Origin of the sequence: Proteus vulgaris, assembly GCF_033708015.1 — a bacterium.
Classification (GTDB): Bacteria; Pseudomonadota; Gammaproteobacteria; order Enterobacterales; family Enterobacteriaceae; genus Proteus.
Window position 1 is genome coordinate 3,511,024 of sequence record NZ_CP137920.1, and the last position, 22,008, is coordinate 3,533,031.

Sequence of the window (22,008 nt, forward strand, 5' to 3'; positions counted from 1 at the left end):
GATAATTGTTATCAATTCAATTAAATAATTCAAATAAAAAAGATGTTAACTATCCAAGTCGTGCTGCAAAAAATGTAGCGTTAACGCCTGTGACTGTGGTCTGTGATGTCCTTGCATTACCTATTGTTATCTTAGCAACACCGGCTATTTATCTTTTCTTTCCTGAGATATTAGATAACGATTAAATCCCAATTGGAGTGATTTATTATTTTATTTGGATTTATCTTAATGTTTCCCTATTAGCCATCTTTATAAACTACACTATATAATAATTGCTATTTTTATATTAATAAAACTATCTAAGAGATATTACTTTATTATGAATAGACTTATTTTACGTGTTATTTATCTCATTACACTAATATTTTCTATATCGAGTTTATCTGGATGTCTCACTTCTGCTATGTGGAAAGGTAATCCACCTAAAACTAAAGAATATGTTCACTACGAAGAATTCAATGATAATATTGTTGCATCATTTAAATATGAAAATTTTGTTTTAGAAAGAGATACAACTGTAAAATGTTCTAGTTTCTGCTCACGTTATCCTTCGTCTGGTATTGGTTTAGTCGGTGAAAAATATATTTATCTTGTGGAAGATGGAGGATCTAGTCTAGAACAAATGAATAATGTTATTCAAACAGTTCCATTGATAAAATTTAAAAACATAGATAGCTTAAAACAATTTAATTATTATAAAGCCAATAGTGGCTCACCAGTACCTTCTTTTTCAGGTGAGTTCAGTATTTTTACTGTTGATCGTTCAAAATTAAATGAAGATGAGATCACTTCACTTAAAAAATATGGTTTTACCGAAAATAAAGATGGCTATTATAAGGGTTATAAAATAATAGGAATGATATTTACACGAGAACAATTAAGATTTAATTTTTATCCTAAAGATAATCTTGCAATGAAATATAACTTAGTATTTCTTTCTGCCAAAGAAGAAGAGAAGAATAATCCAAGTCGAACTTTGCGTAATTTTGCATTAACACCGTTTACGCTGGTAGGAGATGCCGTTCTTCTCCCTCTAGTGATCATTGCAACGCCTATAGTTCTGCTTACCACACCTATTGGTGTACCAATTTCAAATTAACCGTTGTTAACTTACGGCAAATAGAAACCCAACATAGACGTTTATTCATATCATTGGGTTTCTATTCTAGCTTAATTAAATTAACGCTCTTCTAATGGATAGCTACGGAAGCTCCATAATCCTAATGCTTTTAAGCCATCACGATAAATACCCTGTATATCTGATTTGCTGGCTTTTTGTAATTCCGCTAATGGCTTATCGGGCGCAACAACGGTCAAGTAAGAGATATCACTTGGTCCACTTTGCCAACTCGCGAGAGTAAAAATTGCATCAGCACGACGAACATGACTACCAGAGCTGATAATTACTGCGGTTTTAATACGATGTTTGGTTAAAGCATAACGGCTAAATAACGCATTTTCGACAGTGGTACGTGCGTAGTTTTCTTGGAAAATACGTTCAGCTGGAATACCATTTTTCACCAACCAATCCGCCATTAATTTACCTTCTGTTTGATGCGCTTTAGGTACACCACCTGTCACAACAATCATTGCTTCAGGCAATTGTTTAGCGACCTCTAACGTTTTATTTAAGCGTTCAATTAAAATCTTATTCATTGTGCCATCGGGATTTAACGCATAACCTAATGTCACAATCGCGTTGTTATCTTTGGTTTTTTTCAGTTTTGCTAAATCAGCAGGGGTTAATTTATCACTTAATGGCATTTTGCTGACGCGATCGATTTCGGCAAAGAATCGGCTAATTTCTTCTGCTTTTGCCGGATTTAATGATTTCAATTTATTGAAATAGGCTTCGCTCTCTTTATTTTGACCTTCAAAACGTGTCCATGAAGTGACGTAAATTAACGCATCAATATCATCAGGTGCCGCCTCTAAAATCTGTTTATAGATAGTGATCGCACGAGGAACATCATTGTTATAGATATAAGCGCTAGCAGTACTAAATAATAAATCGAGGCGGTAAGGCTCTAATTTATAAGCTTGCTGCAGTTTTTGCGCCACAATTTCCATATTTGATGGCAGTTTTCCCGTAAAACCCGCATCAGAGACACGCGCTGGTGACTTAAAGGCATCTAATGCATCTTGGATCAAACTATCAACCGTTTGGCGCTGAGAGACATACTGCTGATAGCTATTATCTGGTTGATGAACTTTTTGATAAGCCAATGCATTTGATGAGACGGTAAAACCTAAAGCAGCAATCGCTAACGAAATGACTGTTTTCTTGATATGAAGTGAAACACGGGAAGGTTGCGCCATTATCTTGTCCTTTTACGAAAAATAGTCTACTTCTTCACTTGAACGAATGAAGATAGAGCGTGTGACTCCTCACACCTAATGGCAAAAGAAATACACACCGATAAATCTATACCTGATATCTATCATAAAGATCCCTGAATTTATTTTCAGTAACCTTTTTCACCTTATTGAAAAAAATAGCATTATTATGTAGATAACCGACTTTACAAATTTTTTATGTATTTTTATCTTTTGAACAGAGATTTAATTCTAAGTGATCATCCGTAATGAAGAATAGTAAGTGGCAATGATTTATTCTTTACGAAAAATGAAAGAGCTGAAGTATAATTAGGTTAATGAGCAAATGTAAAAAACGCCATAACATGGCGTTTTTTTAATCATAATATTATTCAATATGCTTTGATTGCATCATCAATAATTCTCTGACTAATTCAACACAACTTAAGAAGCGCTCATCATAATCCGGAGAATTCACTTTGATATACTCAATATTGTTTTTATCAAGCATTTCTATCAGCAAGGTTTGGAAATAACGCCTCTCTTTATCACTGCCTAAGCTACGTAAACCATCTGCTACCCACGGCGTGTTATTTTCTAGCAAAATAACTAGATCAAAACGGTATTCATCAATCAGAGCTTGAACAAAGGGATGCTCTTTACCTTCATAACGTAAACAGAATGCCTGTGTTGTGACAAAATCCGTATCAACAAAAGCCACTTTGTTGGCATATTTAACCGCAAAATCAATATATTGGGCATGTCCTAATGCAATTTTATCATAGTCAGAATATTGCAATGCCATCTCGTCTCCGCCTAAATGAGAGAAAACGTAATCACGACCATATTCCCATGCACTGGTCGTATTAAAAATATTAGCAAGCTTATTGACCAATGTTGATTTACCGCTAGATTCACCGCCTAAAATAGCCACTGTACGCACAAAGAAAGGCTTAACTTCTGTTGGAATATATTCCCAATATTTAAAAGGAGCTTGGCGAATTTGACTACCACTGATATTCATAAATGAACGTTCTGGATCGATAAGTACCGTTTCAATCCCTAAGAAAGCGTTATATTGATCCGCGTCATCACGTTCACTGGTATAGATAAAGTCAGGTGTAATTTGCTTTTCGCGTAAAAACGTTTTTATTCCTTCACTCCACATTTCCCAACCATGGGGCTGAGGCTCAATACCATGTTCATCAAATTCATGAATACGAATATTTTTTTGATATTTAAAGGTTTGTAATAACCAACGCAATCTGTCACTCACTGTTGGCTGTTGCGACATTGCACTGTTAATAAATAGATTTTTATCACGCGGCTCGTCATGACAGAGGATCACATGTAATTCATCAACTTGACTACAAGCGCGTTGAATTAAATAAATATGTCCTGTATGAAGAGGATAAAATTTGCCAAAGATCACACCGATGGTTTTCTTTTTCACTGGGTATTCTAACCCTAAAAATTGGTGTAATGCCGACATCTTTTGAGCACTGGGACTCTTGATTTTATTGTTAATCAATTGGCTAAGATAGCCTTTTGTCATATCACTTTCATCAGCAACCTGTTGTAAGGTATACCCATTTTTTCTGATAGCCTGTTTGATATAATCAAAAGGTCCCATAATTAGCTCCTTTAGAAGTCTTCTAAATCATCAAGAACAGATAATGCATCTGACAGCTTTTTCACACCATACACTTTCATATCGGGTGGTTTTTTCTTTGGCATATTGGCACTGGGTACAATAGCGCGTTTAAAGCCATGCTTGGCTGCTTCTGCAATACGCTCTTGCCCACTTGGTACAGGTCGAATTTCTCCCGCAAGGCCAACTTCACCAAATATCACTAAATCACGCGGTAAAGGACGATTACGAAAACTTGATACTAATGACAATAACAACGCTAAATCAGCGCTGGTTTCTGTGACTTTAACGCCTCCAACCACATTGACAAAAACGTCTTGATCAGACATTTGTAACCCGCCATGACGATGTAAAACCGCAAGTAGAATAGCAAGGCGATTTTGCTCTAATCCCACCGCAACACGGCGAGGATTCGATAGCATAGAGTGATCAACTAAGGCTTGGATCTCAACCAATAAAGGTCGAGTGCCTTCCCATACCACCATCACAGAACTGCCTGATGTGATTTCATCCCCTCGACTTAAAAAGATAGCCGATGGGTTGCTGACCTCTCGTAATCCTTGCTCAGTCATTGCAAAGACACCTAATTCATTAACGGCACCAAAACGGTTTTTATGACTACGTAAAGTACGGAAACGAGAATCTGTTTCACCATCAAGCATAACAGAGCAGTCAATGCAGTGTTCTAATACTTTCGGCCCCGCCAATGTGCCATCTTTTGTGACATGCCCCACCATAATAATGGCAACATCATTGGTTTTAGCAAAACGAGTCAAATAAGCCGCCGTTTCACGTACTTGAGCAACACTACCCGGTGAAGATTGAATATCCGCCATATGCATCACTTGAATAGAGTCAATCACCATCAATTTAGGCTTTTCTTGTGAAGCAATTAAACAAATTTGCTCAATGCTGGTTTCTGACAACATATTCAGTTCTGCTGTCGGTAAACCTAATCGATGAGCGCGCATAGCGACTTGTTGTAGTGACTCTTCACCCGTGACATACAGCGTTTTCATTTCTGTGGCTAAACGGCACATAGTTTGTAGTAATAACGTACTCTTACCCGCGCCAGGGCTTCCCCCAATTAAAATGGCACTTCCGGGAACAACGCCACCACCTAATACACGGTCAAACTCTTTAAATCCTGTGGAGAATCGAGGCAGTGCTTCAAGGCTAATTTCCGATAGCTTTTGAACACGGCTCACACCTTTTGCATCCCCTGCAAACCCACTAAAGCGATCATTACGAGAAGAAGGGGCGGCAGCAAGACGGATTTCTGTAATTGTATTCCACGCATGACACGCTGAACATTGCCCTTGCCAGCGAGGATAATCTGCACCACATTCATTACATACAAAGGCTCTTTTTGCTGCTTTTGCCACACTTCTCTCCCTACGATAACGAGACTAAAAAAACGCGTTTAGCGCTCTTCATGTTTTAAACCACCACTTAAAATACACATCACACCCATTAAGTCAGCATGACGAATAGCGACTTTTGCCTGAGCATATACTTTCGGTTTTGCATGATACGCAATGCCAAGCCCTGCTTTTCTCAGCATTTTCAGATCATTTGCACCATCACCAATAGCAATGGTTTGTTCCATTGGGATTTCTAAATCTTTCGCTAAACGCGCAAGCACTTGTGCCTTGTATTTCGCATCAACAATGGTGCCTTTAACTTTGCCCGTCAATTTGCCATCTTTAATTTCAAGATGGTTTGCAACAGCAGCAACTAAACGTAATTTTTGTTTTAAATTATCAGCAAAATACGTAAAGCCACCAGAGGCAATCGCAATATGCCAGTCCATTGCTTGAAGTTTACGCACTAAGCTTGTTAATCCAGGCATGAGTGGTAAATCATCCATGACTTTTTGTAAAATAGAGGCATCCGCACCTTTAAGTTCAGCAACTCGGAGTTTTAAGCTTTCACTAAAATCCATTTCACCTTGCATCGCGCGTTCTGTTATTGCTGCAACTTTATCTCCTACACCCGCCAGTTTGGCAATTTCATCAATGCACTCAATTTGAATAGCGGTTGAGTCCATATCCATCACTAAAAGCCCAGGAGAACGTAAACGAGGGATCTCACCTAGAGGAACGACATCTAGGCCACATTCATCAGATAAACGACGAATTCGACGGGTTAAACTACCAGCAATACGCACGACTTGATAATCATCAATACGCCATGAAGAAACCACTACGATTGCCACGCCTAATTTATGTTGGAACTCACTAATTCTTTTTTTATCGAGTTCACGTCCATACAGTAACCATCCGCTATCGCCAGCACGATAATCCAGTGGCATCACCTCTTCACCACTCAGTGATAACGGCAGACCTGGCCATTTACGGATTTCATCCGGTAAATAGCAATAGGTCAGACTATTTGACATACTTATTCTCCTGTTTTCCCCTGTCTGAACAAAATAATCGTTATTCAGCCTATTCTATCTCTGACTCATCTGGCAACATGCACATACTTGCTTACGCAAAAGGATGAACATGCTTAAAGACAAACTAAAATTCAAACTACAAAAAACGGCAATTATACTGATTTGTATCGCACTATTGGCATTTCTTATGCAAGGTGCGTCTTATTTTAGTCGTGCTAATCAGCACGCCCGTATTACTCAGTTTGAAGAGCTTGCAAAAACGCTGGCAGAACAAGTTGCGTTCTCTTTATCCACTTATTTAGATGACAGTAGCAAAGATAACGTAAATCCCCTCATTATGGCTAATTTAAATCACCTAACTCACAATAGTCGGGTGCTTGATGCCAGCCTTTATTTAGAAGATGGTACACAAATAGCGCATAGTGGTGAAAATGTTACTGTTAAAGAACGATTAGCACTAGAAGGACAAAAAAGTGGAGGTTCTTTTAATCATCAACTTGTTGTGCCTGTGCCGGGTAAAGATAAACCCAAAGGTTTTTTAAGACTGACATTAGATACTCATCAACTTGTGACTGAATCAAGCCAGGTCGATAATACGACAAATTTATTGCGTGTGATGTTATTAGTCGCATTGGCTATTGGCTTTTTGCTTTCACATAATCTTCTTCAGTTAACACCGGTTCATTGGCAACAATCGCCTTATTTATTAACGGCTAATTTACCGCCTCGCACTGAAAAAGAGGAGGTTGAAGAAAACGAGAATAAGGAAGAGAAGGGACCAAAAGAGCAAGTTAACGCGAAAAATAACGGCTCAGAAAATGAAACAGATAAAACATGACGTTTGATTCTTTTCGTTGATCAGTCAGTGAGTTTAGTCACTCATTCACTAAACTCACTTTTTCACACCCTATCATTTAGATATATCTAATTTATGCGTATTTTTGTGCTATTCCCCTAATCTTTAAAGGGGTTTTGTTTAAAGTCACGGTAAATTCTTATCAAGTCATTAACCTAAAAAGATAAGTTTTAAATCTTTTTCTGGCTCTTTGAGTACTGAGGTGGTTATGACTGAACAATCTGTTATCCAACGTTGTCAACAAATCGTAGAAAACCCAACCCTTTCTCCTGAACAAAAACGCCATTTTCTCGCGTTAGAAGCGGAAAACATGTTGCCTTATCCCTCGCTTCCTGAAGATGCAGCTAAAGCACTTAATGAACGGGTTATCTGTGATATGTATGAAGGTCATGCTCCTTATAAACCGCGTTATGTGTTACCAGACTATGCGAAGTTTTTAGCGCAAGGCTCTCGCTATTTAGAACTTGAACCTGCACAAGATTTTGATGATGCACTGAATATGCTCACAATTCTTTATCATCATGTTCCTTCCGTCACGTCGATGCCCGTTTATTTAGGTCGTATTGATAAAATTTTACTGCCTTATGTAGGTGACCTGACGGAAGAGCAGCTCTATCCAAAATTAAAGCGTTTCTGGCGTTATCTTGATAGAACACTGCCAGATGCCTTTATGCACGCCAATATTGGTCCTGAAGACTCTGTTCTTACGCGTTTAATTCTTAAAGTAGATGTTGAGCTTCAACAAGTCGCCCCTAATCTCACCTTTATTTATGATGCAAATTCGACGCCTTCTGACTTATTGCATCAAGCTATCACCAATATTTGCCATAGTAGTAAGCCCCATATTGCCAACGGTACATTACAAGATGCAGTCTTTGGCAAAGATGAATACGGTATTGTTAGCTGTTATAACTCACTGCCTCAAAGTGGTGGCGGGAGTACTTTAGTCCGGATTAACCTTAAAGAAGTCGCTAAACGTAGCCAAAATAGCCAAGATTTTCTTGAGAAAACATTGCCATTTTATATGCAAAAGCAAATAGAGATCATTGATGCCCGTTGTGCATTCCTCTATGAAAAATCCAATTTCTTTGAACAGAGCTTCTTAGTAGAAGAAGGACTGATCTCACCAGATCGTTTTGCCCCCATGTTTGGTATTTACGGTATGGCAGAAGCCGTGGCACTTCTATTTGAAAAAGAAGGCAAGCAAGTCGCTTATGGTGATCATGAATCTGCCAACAAACTTAGCTATATGATCAGCGAAAAACTCGCACAATTTGTCGCGGATACCCCAGTAAAATATGGCTGGAAACATCGCGCAATGCTACATGCACAATCAGGTATTAGCTCGGATATTGGTACCACACCTGCAACGCGTATCCCTTATGGTACAGAGCCGGATCCCGTGACCCATTTAATGACGGTAGCGCCTCATCATCAATTTTACACTTCAGGGATCAGCGATATTTTAACGGTTGATGAAACCATTAAACAGAATCCTGATGCGTTAATGCAACTCTGTTTAGGGGCATTTTCTTCTGGATTAAGAGAATTTACCGCCAACGTAGGGGGTAATGATTTAGTCCGTGTGACGGGTTATATGGTGCGTTTATCTGATTTGAAAAAATACAAAGAAGAAGGCTCTCGCCTTAATACCACTTGGTTAGGTGATGAAGCCACGGCAAATTGTCATATTGCTGAACGCAAACCACGAGTGATTAGCCATGAACAGCAGATGCGTTTCGATAAATAAAATACTGCCCTTCTCTTGTGTCGATGGCCCAGGCAATCGCCTGGCCATCTTCCTTCAAGGATGTAATTTGCGCTGTAAAAATTGTCACAATCCCTACACCATGGGGATTTGTGACAATTGTGGTGATTGCATTCCAACTTGTCCACAACAAGCACTTTCATTAAAGAATGGTGTGATAAGTTGGAACAGCGTCAGTTGTGAACAATGCGATACCTGTATTCAGCAATGTCCACGTCAATCAAGCCCGATGACTTTAACCTATACCGTTGATGAATTAATGGCTATTACACGTAAATATGCAGCATTTATTAACGGCGTAACAATAAGTGGTGGTGAATCAACGCTACAACTTCCCTTTCTTATTGAATATTTTAAAGCAATAAAACAAGCTCCCGATCTTCAGCATCTCACTTGCTTAATTGATAGCAATGGCACGCTTTCTATTAACGGCTGGCAAAAAATAGCCCCTTATATGGATGGAGCGATGATCGATTTAAAAAGTTGGGATAATGATATCCATACTTATTTAACAGGAAGAGGTAATCAACGGATTAAAGAATCAATTAAATGGTTAGCAAATAATAATTTACTTACAGAATTACGCCTTTTATATATTCCAGAAAAAACCGATTACTTAGAAAATATTGAATTACTTTCCCAGTTTATTAATTCACTTGGTGAATCTGTGTTGATCCGTATTAATGCCTTTCATCAGCATGGTGTTTATGGTGAAGCTGTAAATTGGCAATCTGCCAATAAAGATGACATTCATCGACTGAAAATAGAACTTAATAAAAGAAACAACACATTCATAAAAACACCTAACATATATTCATAATAAAAATATATTAAATAAAATAAAACAAATTAAAAACTAATAATATCTAAAATAATTGAAATTAAATTTTTTAAATAAAACACTCTAATATTGACAGGTTTATACGTTCAAATTAATCTTCAAAAACCTGCAAAATAGACGGAGTCATTTCTTATGTTTATAAATAGAAATAAATTAAAAATTTCAATTATTATACCACTAATAATTACCCCTTCATTAAGTTACTCTAGATATATTACTTCCGAATTAATAGAAACATCTCCTATTGATTTTAAATTTTATGAAGTAAGTAAAAATAACTTAGCTCTACCAAATAATTTTTATCATCATGGAAAGCTATCATCTAAAACAACGCCAACAATATTATCATCAAAATATTCAAACATAATTATTCTATCTAACAATAATAAAAATAGTATAAGTTATGATGCTGGGGTTAATTTCCAAAGCTTAGAAATTGAACATTATAGTAATATAAATTTTCTTTCGTTATCAGAAGATGGGCGTTACATTACAGCTTATGGGAATCATCTTGAAAATAAAGAAAAAAATGTATTAAACCGATTTTTTATCTATGATACTTATCTAAAAACGGTTCATCAATTTAATTCAAGAGAAAATATTTCTTATGATAAGGAAGATTATTTTTTTACAACAAAAGATGGTAGATTTAGCCTTTATGCTGATTATTCAACAGAGTATGAAACCATAAAAGAAGCTAACAATGATTATCTTCCTTATAATAAAATGTTCTACTTTATCTATGATAATAAAACTAAAAAAACAATATCACTAAAAGATATTGAAAATACGGACATAAATAATCATTTAGAAAAAAACAGATTTAAATCTTTCCTAAATTTAGATTTTATTAATAAAATTATAGATAGAAAACCTATCTTGACAGGTGTTTCTTTTGATGGGAAATATTTATATGGTACTTTAAATAAAACATCATCTATTTCAGAAAGTAAATCTGCTTTTATTTATGACTCAACTAACAACACCATTAATTATATTTCAAAATCAGAATATGGTGATGCAAAAATAAATGCAATGTCAAAAAACAATATTGCAGTAGGTTGGTTAGAAGATAGAGTAATGTATAAAAATGAGCGAAATAAAAGACTACTTAGACAAGCATTTATTTACGATACAAAAGAGAAAAAAACCATTATTCCTAGCAGAATAAACCCAGATAATAATTATAATAATGATTATTATAATTCAGAAGCTACTGGAATTTCAGACAATGGTAATACTATTGTAGGTTGGGTAGAGCAAGGATATAAACGAAATATCAATAGAACCTTTGATTATAATAAAGATTTAGAATCAAGATATCCTAGAAGTGCCTTTATCTACTTTAGAGATAAAGATACTTCATTATTGCTACCAAACTTAAACCATTCCGATGAATTAGAATCTGAAGCACACTCTATCTCAAGTGACGGAAAGGTTGCTTTTGGTATCGCTAATAATAAAGATAATATCTGGAGATTTGTTAGTTGGAAAATAGAAGAAGCCGATATAATAGATAAAGATTATCAAACATTAATTGCTAATAATAATATTTCATCTATGAAGAATATAGTTGATAATCTTTCTTTAGATATTAATAAAAAAAGAGAAAAAATTAGACTCTCGCTTTTAGAAAAACAAAAAGAGACTGAAAAAAGAAGAAAAGAAGCAAATTTAAATAAATTAAATTTAGAAAAAAAATTAGACGATCCTGATTTATTCAATGAGTATATTAGCGAATATACAAAATATCAAGATACCGAGGAATTAGCAAAAACTGAACTCGATAATATACAAAATACTTTAAATAATTTCGAAACATTAGCATTAACACCAGAATTAAAAGCCAGCGAATATCAATACAACGTATACAAAGAAGCGCTTGATATACAACAAGGCATAGCAATAGATAAAAATAAAGAGGATCAAGATAAAACAACAATAGAGAAAGAGCGCTTAGCCGAAATCGCCAAACAAAAAGAGCAAGCTGAAAAAGAGCGCTTAGCCGAGATTGCCAAACAGCAAGAACAAGCTGAAAAAGAGCGCTTAGCCGAAATCGCCAAACAAAAAGAACAAGCTGAAAAAGCACGCTTAGCCGAGATTGCCAAACAGCAAGAACAAACTGAAAAAGAGCGCTTAGCCGAGATTGCCAAACAGCAAGAACAAGCTGAAAAAGAGCGCTTAGCCGAGATTGCCAAACAGCAAGAACAAGCTGAAAAAGCACGCTTAGCCGAGATTGCCAAACAGCAAGAACAAGCTGAAAAAGAGCGTTTAGCCGAGATTGCCAAACAGCAAGAACAAGCTGAAAAAGAGCGTTTAGCCGAGATTGCCAAACAGCAAGAACAAGCTGAAAAAGAGCGCTTAGCCGAGATTGCCAAACAGCAAGAACAAGCTGAAAAAGAGCGTTTAGCCGAGATTGCCAAACAAGAACGCCTCGATAAAGAACGCGCAGATAAAGCCAAAGCCGATAAAGCCGAGCAAGATCGCCTAGCCAAAGAGCGCGCTGATGCCGATAAAACCAAAGCCGATAAAGCCGAACAAGAACGCCTCGACAAAGAGCGCACAGATGCAGATAAAGTCAAAGTTAAAGAACTTATCCCTGTAGAAGATGAACTCGCACAACGCGCTAAAGAAAAGGCAAAAGAGAAAGAAACGACTAAACCATCTATTATTATTAGCAAACCTATTGATATTGAAAACACCCATAAATCCATGCAATTAATGGCTGAAAACGGCTATAAACTTATGGATATGCAACAAGGACAGCTGCGTTATTTAGCTTCTGCAACTTGTTCTGTGGGTACGGAAAGCGCCTGTATTAGTGGCTTTGCACACTATCAAAACGTCAATAAAGCCAATGCGACACAAACCGGACTAAGTGGTGCTTATCGTTTTGATATTAACCAAATTCCTTTAGTTGTAGGGCTTGCCATTGATACTGATGCCTATTCTTCATTACCTAAAGGCTATCAATATCAAGGTTACGCATTACCTTTAATTGGTTTTAGTTTAGATTTAATACCGTCACTCAATGCTGAATTAGAGAGCCATGCCTTACACTTATCCTTAAAAGGAGCCTATTTAAATCGTAAGGTGTCGATTGAAAGGCCGGTATTAGATAATACAGAAGCAGGTAAAGGCAACGCAAGGGTTTCAGGGTATCATATTGATTTACAAGGTTATTACCCTTATGCGCTAGCGGATAGTTTATTACTAACGCCATTTGCAGGACTTACTTTTAACCAAATCTCACGTTCAGCTTATAGTGAAACTCAAAATGCGCAATTTGCAGCACATTATGATGCTCTTAAAACGCACTCACTGTTAGCCAAAATGGGATTAGGTATGGACTACTTATTAGGCTCATCTTTCATCTTACATACTAAAGCGGGTTTATTATGGGATCTATCACATCATCAAGGCGATTTCCGTAGCCATATTGATTATTTAGGTCAACAAAATATCGATTATTCAGAACATAAGAAACCGTTAAAACAACGTCCATTTGCTAATATTGGATTAACTTATCAGTTTGATAAACGGTCTTCCATTAACACATCAACAAACTGGGAAATGACCACATATCGCAATCACGATATGCAGTTTGGCATTAGCTACACTTATCGTTTCTAATTCCTTATTGTTATATTTAGGGTTAATTTTGTTGTATTACTTGGCTTCCTATAGAAGATATAGGAAGCTTTTTTTATTAACCGATTGAAGAATTCGAATTTGACATAATAGAGCTGTTTTTTTCTTGATCAACCCACCATACTTTCGTCGATACTTTCTCAAGTAATGCTTTATTGTGGCTAAAGATAATCAAGCTTAAAGGCCGTCTTTGACTTTCATCGATTAACACTTTCCAAATTTCAGCTTGAATTTGTGCATCCAACTGTGCCGTCACTTCATCTGCAATCAATATTTGAGTGCGTGGATCGAGCGCCCTTAATAATGCAATGCGCGCCAGCTCTCCGCCCGATAGTTCATTCGGTCTACGTGTTAACCATTCTGATTTTATTCTCAATTTTTCAAGCCAACTTTTATCTGGCGACCAAGCATCACGAACGCTATCACCCGTTGTTCGGAATGGATTAAAACATTTATCAGGATGTTGAGGAACTAATTGAATCGGGCAATAACCCTTTTTAGACAACGGGTTACCATTAACAAGAATTGAACCTTGAGTGGGAGGTTGCCATTGAGCTAAAACACGACCTAATGTCGTTTTCCCCGCGCCACTTGGTGCTGAAATACCAAGTCGCTCTCCCGCATCTAACGTAAAGGAGAGATCTTGCCATAACACTTTACCTGCTTGTTCCACAGATAATTGTTTTAACGCTAAAAGTGGCATAAAGATAACTCCAGAAATAACAAATAAAATGTATAAAAATAAAACTTAAGAACACCCTATTATAAGGGATTAAGTGATGCGTCTTTTGTATTTATAAATTGTTGTTCAGGTAATGCATTCCAAAGTGTCTTCAACCATTCACTACCTTCATGACGATTAAGTAAATTAGCTGGAATAATTTCGTTAACCTCCCCCTGATTAAGCACCGCTATGGTATCTGCAAACCGTGCAGCTAAGGCTAAATCATGCGTAACCCAAAGCACTGATTTACCTTGATTGCATAATTCTCTTAAATGCCCTAATAACAAACACGCATGTTCATCATCAAGCCACGAGGTGATTTCATCAGCCAAAATATAGTGTGCATTAGAGAGTGTCGCATTACAGGCTAATACACGTTTTGCCATTCCACCAGACAGTTTTGCTGGATAGGTTTTTACCAATGAACCTGAAAGATGATAAAGCCCTAACTGTTGCACGATATCCTCAGATGTGACATTGGCACCACTTAAACGTGCAGAGCGACTTAATTGATCACCGATGCAGATCAATGGATTGAGAGCACTGACACCTTGAGGAATATAACAAAAAGTATTCCCACGATAAGCAATAAGTTCCCGTTCACTTAGTGTATAGCCATTCAGTTTAATCGCGCCACGAACTCGCATATTCGCAGGCAAAAGTCCTAGCGCACTTTGTAATAACAGGCTTTTACCTTCACCACTGCCTCCCACTAATGCCAGCATTTTTCCAGGCTTAATATCCAATGAGATTGATTTTAGCAACGGCTGCCAATTGCGTTTTCCTAACCAACGAAATTGTGCAATATCAATGGAAAGCTGTTCAAAACTTAACATCCTGCCCCTCTTAGCCATAATTGTTGCATTGATTTAGCAAATTGATCGAAAATCAAGACTAAGCACATCAAAATTAACCCCGGAAACACCACCATCCACCAAGAGCCTGTACTTAAATAACGTAGTGCATCTGCCAGTAATAAGCCGAGTGAAGGTTCATGAGCTGCCTGACCAAAACCAAGGAAACTCAATGCCGCGCTATGTAAAACTGCATGAGGAAACATTAACAAGGTTCCCACAATCCACTGAGGTAATAACATGGGGATATAGTGTTTTTTCACGCACTCAAAAGGCGTATTACCAATGCGACGCGATAACATCACATAATCAGCTTCTCTAATACGTTGAATTTCACCGCGTAAAATCAACGCCAATTTAGGCCAATGTGTTAATGCCACTGCCCAAATAACTCCTTGTTGCCCCCCACCTAACGTAAAACAGATCAAAATCAATAGTAATAAGTGAGGTAATGCCAATAACGCATCAACAACGCCTCTGACAAAAAAATCACAATAACGATTAATGGAAGAGATACCCGCGAAAATTAATGCAATAGCACCGCTAACAACTGCGCTTGTTACACCAATATTTAAGCTACTTAACATTCCTTGAAAACAACGTAACCACAAAGAGCGGCCAAGATTATCCGTGCCAAACCAATATTGCTCTGAAGGCGCTTGATTTCTTGCCAAAAAATCCATTGCAATATCAGTATGAGAAATAGAAAAACCGTAAGCCACTAACCCAATCAAAGCCAGGGTCACAAAGAGAAGTTTCAATAAAGGCTTGTTCGGATCGTAAATCATAAGTCTCGCAAAATTCCTTTATTAATCCGTCTTAATAGCCCATTAGAAATGCTATTACCAAAGAAAATTAAAATAGTGCTAAAAACCACAATACCCATTAATAATGGAATATCGCCACGTAATCCCGCATCAACCGTGGCTTGCCCTAAACCGGGATAAGCAAACACTTTCTCAGCCAAAAGAGAGCCACCGAGTAATTCACCAATAGATGCAAACTGTAAGCAAAGTGCAGGAGTAATGGCATGACGTAGAACATGAAATAGCATCATAGCCCACCCTTTATCACCTTGTGCTTTCGCAAAATGGATAAATTCACTGCCCATTACCTCAGCGACTTTAGCGCGAGTGTGTAGTGCGATATTTCCGGTACCTAATAATCCAAGCGCAATCATAGGTAAGAGAAGATGAGAAAAACGCTGACTTAACGTTGCTGTTTCGGCACTACTTCCCATCGGCCACGCACAACAAATTGGCGCCCAATGCAAAGTGACAGAAAACAGAGATAACAGCAGCAATCCCACCCAGAACGTCGGTAATGCAGCTAATAAATAAGATAAAGTAGAAATCATTCTATCAGGCCAACGATTAAGATATCGACCTGCAACCAATCCCATCACAACACCAATAACACCTGAAAACACCCACGCAGAAAAAAGTAAGATAAACGAAGGTCCTGCACGTTCACGAATAACATCAATAACAGGCATGTTATACAACATAGAATAACCAAAATCGCCTTGAATGATTTGGCTAAACCAAAGCCAAAATCGCATCCATAACGGCTGGTCAATTCCCCAACGTGCGGCAATTAAAGGGTATTGCTCAGGAGGAACATTCAGTAGGTCACTACCGATATAAGTCTTAATGGGATCGATCGGTGAAAAACTTAATAAAATAAAAACACCTGCTGTTGTCACCAACAGCAGGCAGAGTAATCGCAGGAAAAAACCTGCACTTTGACGTATTACTGACAAGTCCACTTCCAAGTATCTACACTATTTAATAATGACCATGAACCATGAATTTCAGGTGTTCCGGTACCCAAATCAACACAAGGGTTAGTAAGGTAAGTGTGTTGCACATTCATTAACCAAGCCCAAGCTGCATCACCTTTTACACCCACGCCGTTTTTACCATCCCACTCAACCGCTTTCCAATGAGGAACGGCTTCTTGCCATGTATGAGCATCGAGGGCAGCTTGCAAGTGTTTTTCGACCTCAGGATTTTTGTAATAACCTGGATTATAATAACCAACGCCAGCCGCATTTTCGCTGTAGTGATGATATAACTCCATAGGATCAAGGCTCCCCCAACCAAATAAAGTTGGATTTGAGTGCATATAGCGCTCTACTGTATCCCAACTCCCTGATTTAAGATCCATTTGAATACCAATAGGTTGCACTAGCGCACGAATTGATTCGGCTAAATCGCGACGAGTTGCATCACCACTGGTATACCATAAGGTAAGTTTGGCTTCTAAACCGTCTTTTTCGCGAATACCACTTTTATTCAGTTTCCAGCCTGCATCTTCAAGAATTTGCTTCGCTTTTTCAACATCACCATCTTTAAAGGCAGCATCAGTTTGATCCCAAGGCAAACCTTTTACGCCGGTATATGCCGGAACGGCATAACCATCAAGCACTTGCTCTGATAAGAGTTTGCGGTCAAGGGCATAGTTAATCGCTTTACGAATAGCGATATCTGCGGTGATATCATTACCAATATCATACCCTTGGGCGTTTTTTTCACCTGATTTTACCATTGGAAAAACGATACCACGGTTTTCAACACTTGGTCTTTCCCACAATTTGGTATTGGGTAAATGTTTAGCTATTGCAGCCGTTGCAGGAGGAATACGCACAATACCTAACTGCCCACTTTGAGCAGCAGCAAAAGCAGCATCTTCATCGAGGAAAACAAAAATGAGTTTTTCAAAATCGTTTTTCTTACCCGCATAATAAGGGTTAGCTTCAACAATTAATTGTTGACCAGGTTGAAAACTTACCATGCGATAAGGACCTGCACCAATGGGCTTTTGTGCGTAGGTTTTTTCATCATATTTATCAGCTGAAACGATACCTAGCGAACCCAGTACGTTAACAAAAGTACTTTGTGGTGCTTTTAGCGTAATAGTGACATGTAAGTCATCATCTGCTTTTGCAGAAAGGAAGTTTCCCATATCAACTTTACCGCCACTTGCAGCCGCATTGTTATAGGTAAATACGATATCTTTTGCTGTAAGTGGTAAGCCATCAGAGAATTTTAAATCTGGCTTTAACGTTAATTTCCATGTTTTACCATCTTCACTTGGCTGATAGTCACTTAACATATTGCTATACCAAGAGAGATCCGCATTTTGCTTTAATAATGGGCTATGGAGAAGTAAATAGCTGCCATGACTCCAACCCAGCATTGGGTCGAAGCCTTCTGTTGGCTCTTCACCAATAGCTAATTTTAATGTTTGAGCAGAGGTTGCAAAAGGGGCACTTAACGCGGCTAAGCAAGTTAACGTTACTAATGATTGACGCCAACCAAACCGAATAGACATAAAACATTCTCCGATTTTTTAGATACGACTTATCATCAATCTCTATCTCAATAAGATGAAGAGGCTGAAGCAAGATAAATAACAATAATAATTATGACGTTCTGCAACTTAATGCAGATAAAGATTAAACTCGTGTCATCATAATAAGTTTTTTTATTTAACTACTCGAATAATATTCAACAGTTTATTGATTTTACATAAACTTTTATTAAGCAGTAATACTCATTATGGCAAACTTCTAGTCAGTGCACAGTATTTTTCTAATAAATAAGTTATATATTTATCATTGAATTTATTAGTGAGCGTAAAACGAAATAAAGTGACTTTTTAACGAAACTCCATTCGTGCATTTTATTTAATATGCATTAAAAATAAAAAGGCGCATTATTGCGCCCTCTTGTGATCATGAATTTAATATTCTTTTTAATTTAAAATAGCGCCGACCTAAACGCCAACGTAATCTAAAATCTTTCGCATTTTTCCAAATTAATGACCATATTCCTCGTTCAAAAAGCGTTTTAACCATCTGTTTTTTAAGTTCAATACACTGAATAGAACCAATTGAGTGGATAATCCCTAATCCTTCTTTTGCGATTTGCCAATAGCATGCATTAATATTTTTAGTGACGTTATTATGTTTTTTATTAATAGCATCCAGCATTTCTAATATTTTCATGTAATTATGAATTGTTCTAACATGAATAGTATCATTAGGTGTCGTATGAGAAACTGATCCAGAATGAATAAAATAATTATAATAGCGCTCATTAATATATTTAACGCGCTGAGCTGTTAATAATACCTCCGTCGTCCACGGGATATCTTGATGATGTAAGCCCGGTTCAAAATAATAACCATGAGCAAGTAAAAACTCACGTCGATAAATATTTAACCAAGTTACATGTAAGAATTTTTTAGAGTTTAATGCCATTTTTAACCATTGCGGCCCCGTTAAAACCCCTGTTGTCTGTAAGCGATTCGATGGAAATATCGGTCGTGAAGGACGACCATCTGCATAGACATAATTGCCATTGCAAGTCGCAATGTCTAAATCATCAGCAAGCGCGATTTCGAGTAGGCGAGGATACATGTTTGCATCAATACTATCGTCAATATCAGGAAAAGCGACATACCTTCCACGCGCCACATTAAAGCCTGTATTACGAGCAACAGAAACACCTAGGTTTTCCTGTGTCAAAATAGTGACATCGGGGAATTTATCTTTCCATTCATAAAGTAATTTTAATGAATTATCCTTAGAGCCATCATCAACAAGAATAAGTTCCCAATTTTGTAGTTTCTGCATTCGTAAATAACTGAAAAATTGTGATAAAAACTGCTCGCCATTGTAAATAGCCACCACAATACTTAATTGAGGTACAGAAGAAGACATAACCAACCTTTTATTCTCTTTAAGATATAGTTTTTCTCTAGATATACCGTTTAAGAATAGGAAAGAGACCAACCTGAATAGGTTGTTATTTTTGCTTTTCTTCCGTTATAAATTAAGAGAAAAAGTAACTTTTCTGCCAATTCAAAGTAAAAATCATTATCGTTAAAGAATTAGTATAGTTAACTTCTGGAATACTCGATGAAGGAAAGGTTAAGCAACGTTATTTTTTAAAACAGATAACTAAAGGAAAACTTAAGGTTAGAGAGAAAAATAGATGTTATTAGCAATAGGCAAACTTTATAATGAGTAATATAAGTTACACAAATCGTTTTTTTATGATTTAATGAGTAAAATATCACTCATTATTTTTTACGAGGTAGTGAATATGGAAAAAATAACATTACAAGCATTTATCGCTCAAGAGTGGAAAGATATCGCTATTATTCATTTTCCTGAGCATGATCGCGCATTATATGCAAGTAAGTATGATATTACCTACCCAATCACTGAACTAGAGTATGAAACAAATTATTCAGTGGACTACCTTTATCAGGATGATAACTACGCTGTTTCTATTAACCATCCTGTTTCGCTTTATTTTGATGATAATGGCTCTCCTGGTTGGCTTAAATTTTTAGATGATATTATGCCTAGCGGTGCAAGTCGAAGGTATTGGGTCCAATATCTTGACATTGCAAATCTGACTATAGAGCAACAAAATTATGAATTATTTTATCATGGTACTATTTCACCTATTGGTAATTTACGTGTAAAAGAATCATTACCAGCACCGTCCAGTTTAAACAAGGATCTTGTTTTTACTATTGATGATGTCAAAAATAGAGCCAGTGACTTTCTAGATTACGCACAACGTAAAGGTGCAGCAGCGGGGGGCGCAACGGGTGCTGGAGGTGAAGCACCGAAATTATTATTAAGATGCAGTAAAAATGAAGAAGTTTGGATTGATACTTATCAAGATGATGTATCTAATCTCGATAAATATTACTTAGTGAAATTTCCAAGAGGAAATCGTTCAAGTATAGATTGTGATATTTTAAGAACAGAATATCATTTTTATCATGAACTGACTGCAATGGGTTTTAATACTATTTCCATTGAGGGTATGCGTCTAGAAGAAGGAAATAATTATCCTTCTTTATGGCTTCCTCGCTTTGATATCAAAAGAGAAGATCATAAAATTATTCGCCTAGCAATGGAATCTGTCTATTCCATGCTAAATAAGGCACCAGGTACAACGCTATATCATGAAACAGTCATCAGAGAATTAATTGATAAAATTAGTCAAAGTAATATGGTTACCCAATTTGGTTTTCAATTTGATACAAGTGATTTTATTATTGAATGGGTAAGGCGAGATTTATTAAATATTATTTTTGGTAATAGCGATAATCATGGACGAAATACTTCTTTTATAAGATATAACAACGCAATTTATCTCGCACCTATTTATGATTTTGCACCAATGAAAGCTGACCCAGAGGGGATTGCCAGAACAACAAAATGGAATTCACAAAGTGAAATAGGTGGCGAATACAGTTTTATTAATATTGCAAATTCTTTATCTGATTTAATCCCACAAGAACAGCTACTGAACGCGCTAAAAGAAACTGCACTACAACTTATTACATTAAAAGAAAGATTAGAAATAAGAGGTGTACCAACCCAAATACTCACAATGCCTTCATTTGGTTTTGATTTTATATCTAATAAGCTCGAACGTTGGGGGTTGTTATCATGAATGATGTAAACCATAAAAGCCCAATCAGTAAAATCCCTGTCAGAGTATCCAAAAAATGCCCATCTGTAGCAACAGTGGATAGAAAAGAACTCATCAACCAAACGATGTTTCAATTGTTATTTGGCGAAATAAGCCAAGGAGAGGCATTAAAAATATTAAGAATCAAAGTATTAGGTTTAAATCAAGAGCGCTATGCAAAGCTTATTCATATATCACGTAAAACGCTATCAGAAATAGAAAATGGCAAAGGTAATTACTCTGCTGATATAATTAACAAAGCATTTAAACCATTTGGGTTAAAAATTGGACTGATCCCTTATTCCCCCCATGTTTTGCTTTCATTACTTAAAGATCATATCAATGAGTAATATAAGTTACACAAATCGTTTTTTTTATAATCAATGACACTGATATTACTCATTAACAAAAAACATCCGCAAAGCGGATGTTTTAGTTTT

The 22,008-nt window shown here is 36.8% G+C and carries 18 protein-coding genes; 8 read left to right on the top strand and 10 right to left on the bottom strand.

The genetic code is table 11. The features are described from left to right. Positions 1-5: 5 nt before the first annotated feature. Entirely contained in the window at positions 6-185 is a 180-nt protein-coding gene (locus SB028_RS16520) for a hypothetical protein (RefSeq protein WP_069369734.1), read from the top strand. A gap of 134 nt (positions 186-319) precedes the next feature. Continuing rightward, a complete protein-coding gene (locus tag SB028_RS16525) occupies positions 320-1,099 on the top strand; it encodes a hypothetical protein (protein WP_139151995.1) in 780 nt (259 codons plus the stop codon). 80 nt (positions 1,100-1,179) lie between these two features. Here SB028_RS16525 and SB028_RS16530 read toward each other — a convergent pair whose 3' ends face one another. The 4 genes from SB028_RS16530 to serB all read right to left on the bottom strand — a co-directional run bounded on the left by SB028_RS16530 (position 1,180) and on the right by serB (position 6,368). Beyond that, a complete protein-coding gene (locus tag SB028_RS16530) occupies positions 1,180-2,319 on the bottom strand; it encodes an ElyC/SanA/YdcF family protein (RefSeq protein WP_077885162.1) in 1,140 nt (379 codons plus the stop codon). 385 nt (positions 2,320-2,704) lie between these two features. Beyond that, the gene (nadR, locus tag SB028_RS16535) at positions 2,705-3,949 is read right to left on the bottom strand and encodes a multifunctional transcriptional regulator/nicotinamide-nucleotide adenylyltransferase/ribosylnicotinamide kinase NadR (RefSeq protein ID WP_069369736.1); all 1,245 of its coding nucleotides are present in this window, start codon (positions 3,947-3,949) and stop codon (positions 2,705-2,707) included. Between the two features lie 11 nt (positions 3,950-3,960). Continuing rightward, positions 3,961-5,352, bottom strand: coding sequence for a DNA repair protein RadA (gene radA, locus SB028_RS16540; protein ID WP_069369737.1), 1,392 nt, complete (start codon positions 5,350-5,352; stop codon positions 3,961-3,963). Between the two features lie 38 nt (positions 5,353-5,390). Further along, complete coding sequence (gene serB / locus SB028_RS16545) at positions 5,391-6,368, bottom strand: phosphoserine phosphatase (protein WP_069369738.1); 978 nt, start codon at positions 6,366-6,368, stop codon at positions 5,391-5,393. Between the two features lie 109 nt (positions 6,369-6,477). Between serB and SB028_RS16550 the strand changes: the two genes are divergently transcribed. The 4 genes from SB028_RS16550 to SB028_RS16565 all read left to right on the top strand — a co-directional run bounded on the left by SB028_RS16550 (position 6,478) and on the right by SB028_RS16565 (position 13,466). Further along, positions 6,478-7,206 (top strand): YtjB family periplasmic protein, encoded by a 729-nt coding sequence (locus SB028_RS16550; protein ID WP_069369739.1) that lies wholly within the window; start codon positions 6,478-6,480, stop codon positions 7,204-7,206. Positions 7,207-7,432: 226 nt separating this feature from the next. Then, a complete protein-coding gene (locus SB028_RS16555) occupies positions 7,433-8,974 on the top strand; it encodes a YjjI family glycine radical enzyme (protein ID WP_069369740.1) in 1,542 nt (513 codons plus the stop codon). Then, positions 8,946-9,812, top strand: coding sequence for a YjjW family glycine radical enzyme activase (locus tag SB028_RS16560; RefSeq protein ID WP_069369741.1), 867 nt, complete (start codon positions 8,946-8,948; stop codon positions 9,810-9,812). Before SB028_RS16555 ends, SB028_RS16560 begins: the two co-directional genes overlap by 29 nt. A gap of 153 nt (positions 9,813-9,965) precedes the next feature. Next, positions 9,966-13,466 (top strand): autotransporter domain-containing protein, encoded by a 3,501-nt coding sequence (locus SB028_RS16565; protein WP_318859668.1) that lies wholly within the window; start codon positions 9,966-9,968, stop codon positions 13,464-13,466. Between the two features lie 76 nt (positions 13,467-13,542). On the opposite strand, the gene SB028_RS16570 is transcribed toward SB028_RS16565, so the two are convergent. From SB028_RS16570 to SB028_RS16595, 6 genes are all read right to left on the bottom strand, one after another. Next, positions 13,543-14,187, bottom strand: a complete 645-nt coding sequence (locus SB028_RS16570) for an ATP-binding cassette domain-containing protein (RefSeq protein ID WP_069369742.1) — start codon at positions 14,185-14,187, stop codon at positions 13,543-13,545. A 59-nt stretch (positions 14,188-14,246) separates the two neighbouring features. Then, a complete protein-coding gene (locus SB028_RS16575) occupies positions 14,247-15,044 on the bottom strand; it encodes an ATP-binding cassette domain-containing protein (RefSeq protein ID WP_069369743.1) in 798 nt (265 codons plus the stop codon). After that, complete coding sequence (locus SB028_RS16580; RefSeq protein WP_069369744.1) at positions 15,038-15,850, bottom strand: ABC transporter permease; 813 nt, start codon at positions 15,848-15,850, stop codon at positions 15,038-15,040. The genes SB028_RS16575 and SB028_RS16580 overlap by 7 nt, the downstream gene beginning before the upstream one ends. Beyond that, entirely contained in the window at positions 15,847-16,830 is a 984-nt protein-coding gene (locus SB028_RS16585; RefSeq protein ID WP_413242928.1) for an ABC transporter permease, read from the bottom strand. The genes SB028_RS16580 and SB028_RS16585 overlap by 4 nt, the downstream gene beginning before the upstream one ends. Further along, a complete protein-coding gene (locus SB028_RS16590) occupies positions 16,815-18,398 on the bottom strand; it encodes an ABC transporter substrate-binding protein (protein WP_069369745.1) in 1,584 nt (527 codons plus the stop codon). The genes SB028_RS16585 and SB028_RS16590 overlap by 16 nt, the downstream gene beginning before the upstream one ends. Before the next feature lie 403 nt (positions 18,399-18,801). Then, complete coding sequence (locus tag SB028_RS16595) at positions 18,802-19,791, bottom strand: glycosyltransferase (protein ID WP_069369746.1); 990 nt, start codon at positions 19,789-19,791, stop codon at positions 18,802-18,804. Positions 19,792-20,176: 385 nt separating this feature from the next. Between SB028_RS16595 and SB028_RS16600 the strand changes: the two genes are divergently transcribed. Together SB028_RS16600 and SB028_RS16605 are read left to right on the top strand one after the other, a co-directional pair. Further along, entirely contained in the window at positions 20,177-21,550 is a 1,374-nt protein-coding gene (locus SB028_RS16600; RefSeq protein WP_069369747.1) for a type II toxin-antitoxin system HipA family toxin, read from the top strand. Next, positions 21,547-21,918 carry a helix-turn-helix transcriptional regulator gene (locus SB028_RS16605; protein WP_069369748.1) on the top strand — a complete coding sequence of 124 codons (372 nt, stop codon included), beginning with the start codon at positions 21,547-21,549 and terminating at the stop codon, positions 21,916-21,918. Before SB028_RS16600 ends, SB028_RS16605 begins: the two co-directional genes overlap by 4 nt. Positions 21,919-22,008 lie beyond the last annotated feature (90 nt).